6 protein-coding genes are annotated in these 16,092 nt (G+C 44.9%); all 6 read right to left on the bottom strand.

The genetic code is table 11. The annotated features are described in order from the left end of the window. Nucleotide 1: 1 nt before the first annotated feature. The 6 genes from HC733_RS00610 to HC733_RS00585 all read right to left on the bottom strand — a co-directional run bounded on the left by HC733_RS00610 (nt 2) and on the right by HC733_RS00585 (nt 16,090). On the bottom strand, nt 2–1,099 hold the full coding sequence (locus HC733_RS00610; protein ID WP_190363126.1) for an alpha/beta hydrolase family protein: 1,098 nt from the start codon (nt 1,097–1,099) through the stop codon (nt 2–4). A gap of 11 nt (nt 1,100–1,110) precedes the next feature. Beyond that, entirely contained in the window at nt 1,111–8,370 is a 7,260-nt protein-coding gene (locus HC733_RS00605; protein WP_190363125.1) for a non-ribosomal peptide synthetase, read from the bottom strand. Nucleotides 8,371–8,498: 128 nt separating this feature from the next. Further along, on the bottom strand, nt 8,499–9,494 hold the full coding sequence (locus tag HC733_RS00600; RefSeq protein WP_190363124.1) for a hypothetical protein: 996 nt from the start codon (nt 9,492–9,494) through the stop codon (nt 8,499–8,501). Beyond that, complete coding sequence (locus HC733_RS00595) at nt 9,484–10,563, bottom strand: alpha/beta hydrolase family protein (RefSeq protein WP_190363123.1); 1,080 nt, start codon at nt 10,561–10,563, stop codon at nt 9,484–9,486. The genes HC733_RS00600 and HC733_RS00595 overlap by 11 nt, the downstream gene beginning before the upstream one ends. Nucleotides 10,564–10,706: 143 nt before the next feature. Beyond that, nucleotides 10,707–12,218 (bottom strand): condensation domain-containing protein, encoded by a 1,512-nt coding sequence (locus HC733_RS00590; RefSeq protein WP_190363122.1) that lies wholly within the window; start codon nt 12,216–12,218, stop codon nt 10,707–10,709. Next, nucleotides 12,215–16,090: a beta-ketoacyl synthase N-terminal-like domain-containing protein gene (locus tag HC733_RS00585; protein WP_190363121.1), complete on the bottom strand. Its 3,876-nt coding sequence runs from the start codon at nt 16,088–16,090 to the stop codon at nt 12,215–12,217. Before HC733_RS00585 ends, HC733_RS00590 begins: the two co-directional genes overlap by 4 nt. Nucleotides 16,091–16,092 lie beyond the last annotated feature (2 nt).

Genomic DNA, 16,092 nt, shown 5'->3' with positions numbered 1-16,092 from the left:
TTCACGCTCCTAATGACTGTGTTTTTTGGGTGGCCAGTTGTGTCAACTGGGTGTTCAGCCACAGCATGACATCGTCAACAAACTGCTCGGAAAACCCATCTTCTTCCCATAACGACATTTTTATCAGCCACCAAAGAGAGGGTGACAAATGGCCAAACTCGCTATTTTTTAACAAGGTATGGTTGGCATTTTGATAAACATTGAGTTGTAGTTGCGACGCGTTGTTGGCAAAAATTCGCTCATATTGGCGAACGTTATATGGCACGTTGACATTGCTATCGTGATTACCAAAAGCAACAAATATAGGTTGCTTGATACCAGACAAGTCTTGCTCAGAGTCAGCAAGAATATTTTGCTGCACAAAATGATAACGCTCGGGACTCATGGCTGAGTCAACTGCATCAGGGTCAGTTTGCTGTAAAAAATCAACGTAAGCGCTGTGCGCCTCTCCCTGTGCTATCAGCTTTGAAACGTTTTGTGCCTGTTGCATTTGCTGTAGCTTTGCATCTCCCAACACGCCCTCTTTTTGTAACCGTATTTGCGTCAAAAATTCACTTTGTTTGAGCCAGTTAACGGGCGTTGATACAAATACAGCAAAGGATATTTGCGTAAAATCTTTGAGCGCTTTAGGCATCACCCATCCAGCTTGTGAAAAACCAATGAGTCCAATAGGCACATCTTTTAGTTGCTGCTGTTGACGTAGCATAGCAATGGCAGCATGTATTTCCTGTGCACGACTTTGCATATCTTGCTTGAGCCAATTACCATCCGAGCCCCCAACCCCAGCTTTATCCCATGAATATGAAGCAATTCCTTGCTTTGCTAAACGTTGCCAAAGCGGGTAGTAATAGCCAAACGCACTGCGTCCCATATCGCCATCACCATGTACAAAGATCATCACCGCGCGTGGAGTCTCACTATTTGTTGGCAATATCAAAGAGCCTGTTCGTATCGAGCCATCGACAGTAAAGTCTTGTTCTACATTGCTGTAAGGCGCACTGTCTAACATAGCCAGTAAAACAAAAACCAGTCCTGCTAAGGCAACGTATAGACTCCAGCGACCATACAGGTTGGGGAGCTTGCCATCAATTTGCGTCATATTATGTTCCTTTAACATTCATGATCCTTTAATTTTCCCTTTGTACCAGAGCCTTCGCGATTGACCTCACAAAGCGCTTGGATCTGCAACTCCAGTTCATGTTGTAATGCCTCTACAGCTTCAACAGTTAAGCTACGCGCATTAATTTCAATACATGGTTGGCGGGTGGCGGTTCGCGTGCAAACAAACTCAAGTGTTGCCCCCCAGATGGCATTTTCACAGCCGTTATTTTTTGGTTCTAATTGCAATGCCTCATCGCCATGTTGGGCAATACACTTGGCAACTTGTGCATCGTGATGCCAACTTAGCCCTTCATCCGCTTTTTGCACAAAAGCAAAGTCTTGCAAGATATTGATTGATACCGGAGGCGCTTCTCTAAAACCTCGATAGGTTTTTTGCGAAGGTTGATTTGCCATTAATTTGCTGATCCACTTGGGAATGTCATCAACAGCCATCATTTCTTGCAAGTAGTCTGGATATATCTGAGCTGATTTAAAGTACCAACTGAATAAACGGCTACCTAGATTGAGCATCCACTTATAAAAACGAGGTACTTTTTGCCAACGCCTTTGCTCAATGATGGCATCCAACATCACCGAAGAAATGACCGGGTACTCTAAAGCAGCGATGGTATGTTGCTTCACGCTTTTCAGTAGCTGTGCAACGCTGCCGTTTGCAGGAACACGAATTGGCAAGGCGCTCTCCCCAGCTAACAGTGCAATGAGATCCGTCATTTGCGTGTCGTAGCGATTCTCCATCACGTGAGTGATGCAAAATTCTTTGTCTGCAGTGACACGAGATAAACTCATGCCGATGAGCGTATTCATTAGCATTTGCAAACTTGCATCAAATTGCTGAGCGTACTCTTTAAGCTTATCTAACTGTGTTTCACTCAAAACCACCAAGGCGCTTTGCAATGCTAACTGTTCAGCCTGATATTGCGCCGGAAAAGTTGGGTAATGTAGGTCGCGCAGCGCATCTTGCCAAAATGTGGTGATATCATCTTGGCACGTTTGATAAGCTTCTCTCTCCCAATAAACAAAATCTCTGAGCTGCGCATTATGTTGCGCTAAAGGAAATTCGCGGCCATTAACAATGCTGACGTAATATTGTTCAATGTGACGAGCAAAAATGCTCAGCGCTGCGCCATCAAAAATAATGTGAGGGGCGCATAAAAACAGTAAATAATCATCGTGTGCAAACTGTAATAAGTGTGCAACCAACAGTGGCGGCTTTGTTAAATCAAAAGGCTCAAGGCGAATGGTTTCTAAAGCATCATACACTTCAGCCAATTGGCTGGGTGTCATATTTTCACAGTCTATAATGTTTAGCTCTATTGGCTTAACGCTGTCACTTACTTGTTGTAGTGGTCGTTTAAGGTCTATCTCGACTTGCAATGAATCATGATGTGCACACAGCATTTGTAACGACTGTTGCAAACTTTCAATATCAATAACATCTTTTATTTCAATACATTGCACATTGTTAACGGTGCCAACGTTGGCATCGTTAATTAACCAAAATACCACTTGCTGATAAGACAGTGGAAAGGGCTCCATCACATCCCAATTTTGCGCAACCAACGAAGGTAAACTGATCCCTTGCTCATGAACTGGCTGATTCTCGCCATGTAAATCAGTTAGTTGCAACAACTTGGCTTGCTTCTCTATGGTACTGTTGTCAAACAAACTTTTCAGCTCAACAGGGGCGTTTAGCTGCTCTTTGATTAACACCTTAAGCTTGGCAATACTCAACGAGTGCCCGCCAAGCGCAAAAAAGTTGTCGGTTACACCAAATTGTTCAACATTTAAAATTTGCTGCCAAATAACATGTAACGCCTGCTCTGACTCGTTACGCGGCGCAACTGCTTGCGTTTTTAAGGTATAACGTGGTTGTGGCAGCGCTTTTCTATCCACTTTGCCGTTAAGTGTTTGCGGGATACAGGCCACTTGTGTCAACGTGCTGGGCAGCATGTAGCTTGGTAACTGTTCAGATAGCTGGTTGAGTATCGTCGCTTCGTCAAATACCTGCCCAGGCGCTGGCATGATATAAGCGGCTAAAAATACGTTTTGCGACTCTTTGATATCAACTACCACCGCCTGTTGTACTTGCTCTAATTGACACAGTGCCGCTTCTATCTCTCCAAGTTCAATGCGATATCCTCTTAACTTAACTTGAAAATCATTGCGACCATGGTATTCAATTTCACCACTTGGCAACCATCGAACAAGGTCGCCGGTTTTATAGGCCTTTAGCGCATCTAAACCATCACTAAGCGCATAGGGCTGTTGGCTAATAAAACGTTCCGCGTTAAGCTCTGGGCGATTTAAATAGCCTTTTGCCACTAAATCTCCGGCAACCACCAGCTCGCCAATAGCCCCTAAAGGCGCAAACTGACCCCTCTCGTTTAGCACGTAAAGTTGCGTATTCGCCAGTGGCTTACCTAAGTTACTGATGCTATCAAACTGTGTTTTCTGTAGTTTTTGCAATTGAGTCACGGTGGCTTCGGTCACACCGTAGCTATTGATAAGTAACTCCCCCCAAAGCTCTGCAACCTCAGCGGTACAGGCTTCACCACCGGTGATCACCCGTTTTAAACTATTTGAAGTAACCCTGCCAAGCGCACTCAAATAGGTTGGTGTGGCTTCAAAGTGAGTAATTTTTTGCTCAATGAGCAAGGCACTTATCACATCTGGTTGCACTATTTGTGACTGACTTGGGATCACCAAACATGCGCCATTGATAAGGGTTATAAACAAGTGCTCAACTGACACATCAAAAATATAATTTGCAAGCCACAACACCCGTTCTTGATCACTAAAGCCAAATGCCTGTGTCTGCGAGGCGATTAACGCACTGACATTATCGTGACTGAGCATTACCCCCTTTGGCTTACCGGTAGTACCTGAGGTATAAATAACATACGCAAGATCGCTTGCTTGGCTAACGCTTTCAAGCACTAAGTGATGCGCCGTGTTGGCAAGCTCAGCATAATCAACGTTAATAACTGGCACGACAGTATTTTTTAATACTGCTTGGTAGTTGTCAGTACAAAGTAGCAATGCCGATTTAGTGTCTTCGAGAATGAACTGCCTTCTTTCATCAGGGAACTCTGGAGATAAAGGCACATAGGCGCCCCCTGCACGTAACACCGCCAAAATCGCAATAACCATCTCGATACTCTTATCGAACTGCAATGCAATAAATGTGTTTGCACTGAGCGCAACGCCATATATTTGCTGATATTGCTCACGGATTTTCACTGCAAGTGTGTTAACCCAAGCATTCATCTGAGCATAACTCACTTGCCTATCAGCAAAACATAAAGCGATTGCATCGGGCCTTTGCGTTACCACCTCATCAATTTGCTCTGTCAGTGTTTTATTTTTTGGGTATGGCGATTGCGTTGAGTTCCAACTGAGCAACTGCTGTAGATGTTGGTTCGTGACCCAGTTTATCTCTTGCAACTGGGTATTCGGGTTATCAGCAAATTGCTGCAATACATCAAGGTAACTCTCAACCAACCACTGCATACGTTGCGCAGAGAATAGCGCAGCCCCATACACTAATTTACCAGTTAAGTGTGTTGAGTGATCGGTAAGCGTTATATCTAAATCAAATTTTGCCGACTCCTGTAAAGTCACGTCTTCTTCGCCAGCAACAAAAGGTAACAGCCCCAGCTCATTGGTATTATCTGGCGGTACGACGCTGAACATCACTTGAAAAATAGGATGGCGAGACGTGTCACGGCTATCACATAACGCCTGTACAACTTGCTCAAAGGGCACATCTTGGTTTTGTTTGGCATTAATAATCACTTGGTGAAGCTGTTGAATTAACGTCTGCAAAGACTGCTGCTCAGACAGCTTTAATCTCAACGCCAAGCTATTTACAAAAAAACCAATTAAAGCATGCGTTTGTGGTAAGTGTCGGTTATCTGTAGGCGTGCCAATCACGATGTCGCGCTGACCTGTTTGGCCGTAAAAAGTAACAAATGTCGCAGCGGCCATCACGGTGTACAAAGTGGTATTGTTTGCAGCTGCAATACGCTTTAATTGCTTTGTTAAACTGGCGTCGATTATAAAATCGTGTGTTGCACCTTGATAATCAAATTGTGCGGGACGCACAAAGTCCGTTGCCAATGCCAGAGGTTCATGACCTTTGAGCTCAGTTTGCCAATAATCTAGCTGTTGGCGCATCACCAACTGCTGTTGTTCTTGGTGTTGAAATTGCGCATAGTCACGATAACGAATTGGCAATTCAGGCAGCTTTGCCTGTGTGCCTGTTTTCAAAGCATGGTAAATCAATGCCAATTCATTAAAAAAGACCGGCTCAGACCAACCATCAAAGGCAATATGGTGCCAAACGATAAACAAAAATTGCTGTTGCGATACGCTGTAATTAAACACGCGCATTGGCGCACCATATTGTAAGTCAAACGGACATTCATAATCTGCTTGCACTCTTGCGCTCAGTTGCAGCTCGCTTTGTAGTTCAACACGCGCAATCTCAATGGGTTGCATCAATTCTGTAAGCCGAGCTTGTTCCACATCTTCAGCTTGGCTATAGCAGCTGTTTAATACTGGGTGTCTGGCTACAACATGTTGCAGGGCTTGCTCTAGTAAAGAGATATCGGCATCCCCAGCAAGCTTGGTAAAAAAGGGCAGATGATAGGCATCTGTGCCACCTTCAAACTGCTCAATAAACAACATCCGTTGCTGCGCATAAGATAGCTTGTTTGCGTCTGAGTGGGGAATTTCTATAACGCTTTGAGCATCACTAAGCTGTAGCGCAAATGTTGCAATGGTTGGGTGTTGGTATAGTTGCGCCAGCGATATAGAGCAATTAAGTTGCTGTTGGCATAACCCGATTAATTTTAGGGCACTGACAGAATCACCACCGAGTGCAAAAAAGTCATCATGAATACCTATTTCCTGTAATGACAAGACTTGCAACCAAAGCGGTTTTAACTTTGCTTCGTGCTCGCTGCGCGGTTGCTCAACTTGGTCATCATGAAATAACGTCGGCTCAGGCAATGCGCGTCTGTCTAACTTGCCATTAATAGTAATAGGAATCTGCTCAAGCTGAGTGTAGGTTGCAGGCACCATATAACTGGGTAATGATTGCTGTAAACATGCTTTGAGCGCTGCGCCTTCAATGCTACATCCTGATTTGAGTACGTAATACGCGGCCAAGTATTTAACTTCACCACGGCATCTATCAATTACAACTGCGCTTTCTACTTCAGGTTGAGCACTAATAACTGACTCGATTTCTCCAAGTTCAATGCGATAACCGCGGATCTTAACCTGAAAGTCGTCACGACCAAGATATTCAATATCGCCATTTTCTAACCAACGAGCCTTATCACCCGTTTTATACAAAATACTGCCATAAGGGGTAGCGCTGTCACTTTGCTCAACAAAGGGATTAGCAATGAATTTTTCAAGGTTAAGCTCTGGGCGATTCAGATACCCTTGCGCCAATCCTACACCGCCAATATACATATCACCCGGTGCACCAATGGGTAACAACTTTAACTCTGCCGACAAGATAAAAATTTGGGTATTTGCTAAAGGCTTACCAATGTTATTCATACGCCCGCTGGTTTTTCTATCACAGCGCTGCGTTTGTGTGACTGTTGCTTCAGTAACACCATAACCGTTGACCAATCTTTGCTGCCAAAGATTTTGCACATCTTTGGTACAGGCCTCTCCCCCAGTTATCACTCTTTTTATGCTAGGCGCATCTACCTCGCCAAGTGCACTTAGGTAAGTTGGCGTTGCTTCAAAGTGTGTGATTTTTTCACTTTGTAACAATGATTTAATACAAGCTGGGTCTAATATTTGCGACTCAGTTGGCACCACTAAACATGCTCCGCTACTCAGAGTTAAGAAAAAGTGCTCAACGGATACATCAAAAATATAGTTAGCTAACCAAATCGATTTGTCTTGCTGTGTAAAATCAAATACGCGGCGCTGATGATTAATCAGGTTAACCACACTTTGATGAGTGATCATCACGCCTTTGGGCAGTCCCGTAGTACCTGACGTATACATCACATAAGCAAGCTGTGAGGGTGAAAGCGCATCTCCCCCCGTATGATTTTGCAAGTCTTGTTGCTCATCCAGCGTGTCTATCGCCATACTCATACAAGGCGCTTCACTGACATAATCAAGGTAATGCGACTGAGTTAAAATCAGCGAACTTTGTGTATCTTCAAGAATGAAGTGTCGTCGCTCGGCAGGAAATTGCGGTGAAATGGGCACATATGCTGCACCCGTTTTTAACACCGCCAAGATTGCAACAGCCATTTCTACGCTTTTATCCAGCAAAAGCGCGACTATGCTTTGCTTGTCTGATTGATGCCCTTCGCCTTTGGCTAAGAGCATTGTCTTAATGCGACATGCCAGTGCATCAGCTTGTTGATGTAGTTGCCGATAACTCACTGTTTTATCTTCAAAGAGAATAGCGGTGCGCTCAGGCCACTGTTGTGCAGCGCGCTCAAGTTGACTCACTAAGGTGTCATCTTCGGGCCAATCAACCGTATTACCTTGCCAGTGTTCAAGTAGTTGCGTTTTTTGTTCAAAAGGTACTAAGTCAATCTCAGTTAAGTTTTGCGCCGTACCACTGATGAGTCCTTTGAGCGTGTGTGTAAAACAGCTTGCAAAAAGCGCTAAACCCGAGTGGCTATATTGCCGTGGGCAAAGTATCTCAATTGCGATGGTGTTTTCGAACGTTTGGGCATGTAGCTGCCAGCTTTGATTATTAACCAAAGGCACCAACTGCAACGGGTTGTCTGTGAGACTAAACGTGGCTTGATAAAGAGATTCCAATCCAGCATCGTTAGCCGCTTGCCAGATAGCATCTTGGCTGTGCTTTGCGTCATCCCCTAAACTGTGTGCTAAAGCTGTATTCACTGCATTTGCCAGCTCTGTAAATGCCTGCTCTACAGCGCTTTGCATCGAAAGGTCGCACACCACTGGAGTATATACATTTGGCGGTGTTATTTGCTGTTGATTGACACCAATTGCAAAGCGAGTCTGGCCAGATAAGGTACGCAAAGTGAGGTAGTAACTAAGTAACAACAAGGTTCGCAAGTCGCACTGAGTTTGCGCTAAGTGCTGCTTTAGCAACGCAACCTCTTGCTCAGTTAAACTTACAAGATAGTGATCGCCATATTGGCTTATATGTGTTTCATCTTCGCATGGATCTGAAACAACAAGCGTATCAAGATCAACGAACTGGTTTTGCCAAAAGGTCATACTCATAACAACGTCCTTATACAACTGAACAGCTACGTTTAATTTATAAATAAATTCATAAACACATGTACATATAATGGGTAATTCAGCCTAACTTCCCTACCCATGCGATTAACAAAAATACGTTACGATGATCAAGACTCACCTTGCCCTTGTTGCTGCGATTGACTGTACGCAAAGAGTGCCGCGGCGCTCACCCCCACAGCCACTGCAAAAACGATAATGCTGACAGCTATCACGCTTAACCATATGCCACTGGTTAATGACGGCACAAAAAAACCGAGCACAAACAAGGCCAACCAAGGAATAAACCCTGCGCCTAAAATCATGCCAAATAACTCTGAATGGGAGAACTTATCCGTACCAGACAAAAACAATGACTGTAGTTTCATATCTGTTTGAATTGGCTCCAAAACGTTGTAGCAGCTCCAAAAACCAACAAAAGTACAACTGATATAGCTATATGTTGCTAAGCTCGATAGGCTAATTTGCCCCGCATCTGCAACATATCCGGTGTAGTACTTGCTCATCAGCAAACCAAACGCCAGCGCAGCGAATAAAAGCCATGGCAGTAAATGAAAAGTGATCAGCAAATCAATACTTTGCGATTCATCAAGCTGCTTTGTGCCCCGCGCTTGGTGCAAAGTACCCGCAACAAGCGACTTGGCATAGCGCTCAAATAACACAGCACTGACAATAAACACCCCAACTCCGACACACAGCGCAATTAAGAGCATGATGCCAACACTCTTTGAACTAAAGTAATATAGTGCTGCGCCGCCTATGGCGGGCAGTAAAGCCAATAATGCAGTTTTAATAGTGACGCATTGCCATTGCTGGGTAATTGGCGTCTCACTGAGCGCTGAAATATCGATATGGCTAAAATCATTTAGCTGTTTTTGTGTGGCGGTTTTTAGCTTTGCAAGCACAGAAGCAGCTTCGCTAAAGACGTATAACGGTATTAATACCAAGAAAAATCCATACCAAAACGGATTTAATGTTTCAAAGTAGGGAGTGATAAGCAGCATCACAGCGAAAATAGCCAAAACTTCCAGCACGCTCGAAAACAACAGATCCCAAAGTAATTCTTCACGCTGCTTGGCAAACCAAGTTGCAAAATTATTCTCCATCGACAAGCACTCCTTGAGCATCTAACTGAGTATGGGTTGTTACCCAGCGAAGTACATCATCAACAAACTGCTCAGTTAAGCCATCGGCTCCCAACCAATTCATTTTTACACCAAACCAAATTGAATCTTTACTAATGCCTGAAAAGTATTCGTTTTTGAATAAGCCGTGATCCGCATTTTCATACACCTTGTAACTAAACGGACCTGATAGCTGGCTTTGATAGGTGTCGATACTTTGCTGCACATCTACAACCTGATCAGAGTCGCCAAATAGCGCTAACACCGGCTGCTGTATCTGATTGAGCGTTGCACTTGCATCAACATGCATATTGTTTATCACAAACTCATAGCGACTTGGGCTCATCACCTTGCCACCATAGCTTTGCGGTGCGTTTTGGGTAATAAATTGCTGATATGTTTTATAAGGTACTCGTTGTTTTAATAGCTCATCCAAGGCACTGTTATAGTCAAGATTTTGAGCTAACACCTCACCATCTTGCCCTAATGATTTTAAGCGTTGCACCGTTTGAAAATGGCCTTGTTGCTCCCAGTTAACCGCGGTTGACACCATAATGGCATATTTGACTCGTTTATCTTGAGCAAGCACAGTGGGAAGCACCCATCCTGCTTGTGAAAAGCCGATAACGCCAATGCGCTGACTATCCAACTTTGGTTGCGTGGATATCCAATCAATCGCTGCGCTCAGTTCTTCGGCGCGTTGTGTCATGTTTTGCTCAAGCCAGTGACCACTTGAACCGCCCACTCCTTGTTTATCCCAAGATAGCGAAGCAACACCTGCCTGAGCAAGGGCTTGCCACAGCGGGTGGTAGTAACCATAACCGCCACTTGAAATAGGCCCGTCACCATGCACAAATATCACCACAGGCACTGGTTTATCCGCTCTGAGTTTGGGCAGCACAACAGAGCCATACAAGGTCTCTTCTTGGCTGGCTATCTCAACGGCATGACGGTCGTAATTCGAAAACCAAATAACGGCGATAACCAAACCGAGCGATAGCACGCTGGCGATTTTTATTATTGAATGCATTGCGATATTCTCAATTTTCATCTAGTTCTTTTTTACCATTAACAACGCGACCACGGACCAAAACAATGTTATTTCAAGCATATCGAGTATAAATTTTCCCCATTTTAGGTCAATCGAATCATTGCGAATTTAGCGCTTTGCTTACAAAGTCTTACTAAAGGCTATCAAGCGCTGTGCTCAACTAACTGCGCTACCTCAGATGATTGTCTTAGCAATGTATACAGCTCTTCTCGTATGGTTTGCTCAGCTTGCTCAGTTAAACACTGATGAGATAAGCGGATCCCCGCCCCTTTGAGCGGATGCTTTTCAATGTAAAAATTCAACACGTTTTGCTCCCATTCACTGTCATCTTGTGGCACGGGAAAGTCCAGCTGCCGACGTAAGGTAATGCGACACGCCTGCGCAGTGTCTTGCTCAGCGGCTGTGGTATCAATACCCTGTTCATAAAATGACGGCAGCATATTGACGTTCATTGTCAGTGCTTGATGGTGCGGCCCGTAACGTAAGGTCTTTTTATCTTCTTCGATATCGCTTGCCGCTATCGCAGCAAAATCAGCCAACACCTGTGGATATAAACCAGTTTGTTTACTGATACTGTGATACGCTCCACTAAGCTTACTAATAACTTTTAGCCACCAAGGCTGCTTGCTCAGTTTGCGGCGCGCCAAGATTGACAATGGAATGCTCCAAGGCACATGTCGGTATTCATATACAGCAAGCGTGGTTTTCTTCACTTGTAAAAACAACTCAAGCAGTGATTGGCTATCAGAGATTTGTAATGGCACGGGCAATGATGTAAGCAGTGCTCCATAAAGCGATCTTGCGCCATCTATATCCCGATTCTCTTGCACCGTGGTTAAACATAAGCGGTTGTTACCAGATAATTTAGCCATCACTTTGCCGAGCAATGCTAAAAATACCATCTGTTGGGTTAGTTTATTTTGCGAGCACCAGCGCCCAATATCTTGTAACTGGGTTTGACTCAGAGGGATAAATATTCCACGTCGTGCTCGGTTAGTGATATCCAGCAATGCAGGCGCTAGATACGTTGGCTTGGCTTGACTGAGTTGTTGTTGCCAAAACTGTGTGGCTTGCTGGCTTTGCGAGTTCCTAATTGCTTGCTCTTGAGTAACATAATCAGCCAGCCCCAGTTTTCTGCCTCCTCTGAGCGGCTCTCCGTGCAATGCTTTTTGATACAAGGCGCGCAGTTCTATGTCCATTTGATGCAACGCCGCACCGTCCATTGCAAAATGTGGCATCACTAACATAAGCAGGTGTTTTTCAGGCGTGAGTTTAATCAAGCAAGCGCGCAGCAAAGGAGGTTTCATTAAATCAAAGTTTGGCTCACTGTATTTTAAAAATAATGCCCCTAAGGAGGCTGTGCGGCCTTGCTCACATAAACCGCTTAGGTCTTCATAAGGTAAATGAAAATATTCATAGGGATAAACATACTGTAGCGCGCACCAATCACTTACAGATGCGCGCAGGATCTCGTTGTCTTGTAGCAGTGTATTGAGGACTTTTTCAAGCAAGTCTGAGCGTAATGGTCCCTCAAACTCATATGGCAAAAAATGATTCGCCGTTTCTTTGGTCATATGATAAATAAACCAAAAACTAAGCTGACCATTGGTCAGTGGCAACACCTGTCTATTTTTATCAATACTGATATTCATCATTCTGCTCCTTCACTTGCCGCAGACTTGTTAGTACTAACTAACTCACTAAGTTTTGCTATCGTTGGATTTTCCAACACATCCTGCAATGTAAGCTGCGTCGCATGTTGCTCATTGATACGATTAACAATCTTCAGTGCTAACAAGGAATGTCCATGCAGACTGAAAAAGTCATCGTCACGACCAATGGGTGATAAATAGAAATAACTTTGCCAAATCTGTGCAATTTGCCGCTCTAATGGCGTTGTAGGCTCGACAAATGGCTGCGCCAACTCTGGGCGTGGCGCATATTGTTGCTCATCAGATTGCTGTGTTTGTTTGACTAATGTGGCCGATGACACGTGACTCACTAACATGTCATCAACAAGTAGCTTATGCGTTGGTTGCGACAAAGCACTAAAACACCGCCCAAGGTCTTCTGCGGTTATCTGCTGATTTGCTAGCACAACACTTGAGAAGCAGTTTTTGGCGGCCTGATGCCACAATCTGGCATTGCTTGTTAAGCCTGCGGTACACGGCCCATGCAGCAACACTAATGAACATAGCAAAGGGTTAGCGGCCATTAACTTAGTTAATAGTTGCGTGTAAGCCGCCTGATGTTCAACGTTCATTAGCAGATTTTCAGGCTGACTAAAGGCATTCTCTGTGGCCACTAAGTTGATACAAATATCACTACACAGTAACTCTGGCTGCTTGTGTAAAGGACGATTTGCTTTGTGGTTATGCCAAGAGCAGGCAATACCTTCTTCTAACCAACGAGTGAGCAGTAAAATAATTTTGCTGTATAAATTACCTTCAACATGGGCAAGTAACCACTGCTGCCATTGCTGTTGCGCAGGAAAGTCTGCGGGCAACACCACATGAATATGTTCACACAATGCAGGCAAAGTAGATGCGATGGCAACGCCATTTGGCTGCTCAATGCCAAGCAAAAGTGCCTTATTATAGTTAACTGGCGTGTAGCCACTGGGGTTAAACCGGCTATGAGTCAAACAAAATAATTGCTTGTGCATAATTTTAAATTGGCTTGCTTTGGCAACCATTGCTTGGCTCAAAAGTGTACTTGAAAGCACACTTGAAAGCGTACTTGAAAGCACAGCTGTCTGTGGCACTTTAGTGGCGTTTTTTGCAACCTCACACCACAGTGTTTTTGGCGGGCTGCCAAGTGCTAAGTCTTGATACTGGTATGAGAAAAAATCAAAAATATAACGCCCCAAATGCGCGCATTTATTATAGGCGGATTCACTGGGTATTAGGCAAAGTTGCGCCCACCTTGAGTTTGTATCTTGCAGGTGCGCATCAAGAGCCTGCCAACTGCGACGCAATGGCACATCCACCATGGCATTTAACATGTCTTCAGGTTTACTCGTGAACGCGCTCAATCTCGCATCTACCCAACTGCAAGGGGCACTAATTTGCTGTTGAATATGGCTTTCAATTTGTTCTAAATGCGCCTGCTGCGTTAAATCCGCATATAACATATTATCGTTGCTCACACTAAATTGCGATGCGCAATAGATATACCAAACATTTTTGTCGCTGCCACCAAAGCAGTGCTGCACTTTTTTAGCCGCTTCCCCTTTGGGCATCAGCAATAAGATTTGCTGTTGCGTGTCATCTTGCTGCGCCACTTTTGACCACTGCTGCATTTGCCAACGTGTACTTTCAAGTTTGTGCAAAGGCAGCTTAAAGCGCGTTGATGCAAACGCATATCCAGGTAAAGACAGGGGCGCAAACTTTTCTCCAAAATGTGCGTCACTATCAATAGCAACGCCTTGCATCCAAAGTTGTGCCGCCATGCGATGCACACTCGCATCGACCACAAGGCGGCTACATGATAAAGGACGCAGTTGCTGATCACTTTTACTTTCACACAAAGCCTGCCAAAATGCTTCTTGTTGCCAGTATTTGGCTGTTAAAGGCTCAGCAGAGTCATTACATGTTAGTACGCAGCGCGCCTGATTTGGTAGGCTTTCAACGTGCGCGATTGATTGATTATTAAGTAAAGATAACGCCTGGCTTGAGTTTAATACGCCAGCCCACTGCGCAGCACTAATAAACAACGCACCGCGGGCGTGAATGTTTTTAAGCGCCAACCCCATTTGTGACAACCGAGCGAGCACACTCAACCACACCGCGCGGTTTAGTAGCCTTTCAATACTTGGGTCATCAGCCATTTTAATACGCAGCTCATGCCACAGTGAAGGCGACTTACAAATAGCATCTAGCTCTGCGCTTGACTCACCAAGGTAGCGTTTAAATTGCGTATTCAGAGCATCATCACTATCAAATAAACGCTCTAACACAATCAGGTCGTCACTTGTAATGGCCTCAATGCTAATGATTGGTGCCCCCTGAGCTTTGCTAATGTCATCGCTGGTAATAGCTTTAAGCGCTTGAAAATCTTGTAAAGAAGAGACACTGACAGCGCTGCGATAAAGCATCGGCTCTTTACAATTGAGTAAACTCCAACTTAATTGTTTTAAGTTACATTGTGGGTTATTGCGCAGCCAAGCAAGCAACGCATCACGATTACGTAGTAGTGCTTGCGGGTCTTTAGCACTTAAAAATAATACTTGCTCATTGTGCTCACTCGCAGCTAAGGGCACAGCGCTGGCATTTTGCAATAGCACATGACCGTTCGTGCCACCAATACCAAAAATGTTCAATCCAGCAATCAGTGGTTTAGACTCAGGCCAAGGCGTAACCTCGCGCTGTACATAAAAACGGCTGCTTGGCGATTGTAGCTGTTCTAACGGGTCGTCACAGTTGATGGTGGGCAAAAGTGTCCGGTGATGTAGCATCAAGCTCACTTTGACAAGACTTGCCAACCCCGATGCGGCATCTAAATGCCCAATATTGCCTTTGACAGATCCCAGCGCACATGACTGACTTGGCGCAGCTTCGCCATATGCCTGTTGTAGTGCTCTTAGCTCTACACCATCACCTAGCTCAGTGCCTGTGCCATGAGCCTCCACATACGCCACTTCGTGCGGTTCGATATCGGCGTTCATCATCGCTTGCTTGGCAACTTGCGCTTGGCCATTGACCGAAGGTGCCGCAAAGCCCAACTTGTCTCGACCATCATTGTTCAGTGCGCTGCCTCGGATCACCGCATAAATGCGGTCACCATCTTCGAGTGCCTCTTCATAGCGCTTAAGCACCACAGCCAAAGCACCACTACCAGGCACCATACCTGTCGCATTATTGGCAAAAGGTCGACACAAGCCATCAGGGCTGAGCGGTCCACCGGGTGTTGCTGTGTAGCCTTCGTAATGGGGATAACCAATACGACTGGCAACCACCAGCGCCGTCTCACAATCACCACTGTTCAGTGCTAAGCACGCATAATGCAGTAACACAAATGACGTGGAACACCCAGTTGTCAGCGACAATGCTGGCCCATTCACCCCCAGCTGATAAGCAAGCTTACTAGCAAACAACTCTTGCGAGTTATGATGAATTAACTCATCAATTTCTACCGCGCTGTCTAACTTATCTTTGTTGCTAATACCATAGGTTAAATAGGCACTGGTTGGGGCCCCTGCAAATACGCCAATATGTGCGCCAGTGCGCTGGTTAATCAAACCCGCGTCTTCTAAGGCATGCCAACTGACTTCTAGACTCTGGCGAAGCTGAGGGTCCATAAGGCAAGCCTCACGTGCTGCAACATCAAAAAATGCCGCATCAAAACCATGCACATTGTCTAATACCCCGCCCAAATTACCGCTTTGATCGGGATATCTTTGTTGCTGCATTTTTAGGATATCTTTGCCTGCCAGTAGGTTTTGCCAATACTCATCAATGGAGTTCGCGCCCGGCACCCGAGTGGCCATACCGACAATTGCGACTTCAAGCCCCGTTACCGTTTCCATGC

The organism is Pseudoalteromonas sp. S16_S37 (genome assembly GCF_014694405.1).
Taxonomy (GTDB): Bacteria; Pseudomonadota; Gammaproteobacteria; order Enterobacterales; family Alteromonadaceae; genus Pseudoalteromonas.
Note: the sequence above shows the minus strand (reverse complement) of the source record. Positions and strands in the feature narration are given on the sequence as shown.

Coding starts and splice junctions, on each gene's coding strand:
- HC733_RS00610 (WP_190363126.1), bottom strand. CDS start 1,099: ATGACGCAAATTGATGGCAAGCTCCCCAACCTGTATGGTCGCTGGAGT.
- HC733_RS00605 (WP_190363125.1), bottom strand. CDS start 8,370: ATGAGTATGACCTTTTGGCAAAACCAGTTCGTTGATCTTGATACGCTT.
- HC733_RS00600 (WP_190363124.1), bottom strand. CDS start 9,494: ATGGAGAATAATTTTGCAACTTGGTTTGCCAAGCAGCGTGAAGAATTA.
- HC733_RS00595 (WP_190363123.1), bottom strand. CDS start 10,563: ATGAAAATTGAGAATATCGCAATGCATTCAATAATAAAAATCGCCAGC.
- HC733_RS00590 (WP_190363122.1), bottom strand. CDS start 12,218: ATGATGAATATCAGTATTGATAAAAATAGACAGGTGTTGCCACTGACC.
- HC733_RS00585 (WP_190363121.1), bottom strand. CDS start 16,090: ATGGAAACGGTAACGGGGCTTGAAGTCGCAATTGTCGGTATGGCCACT.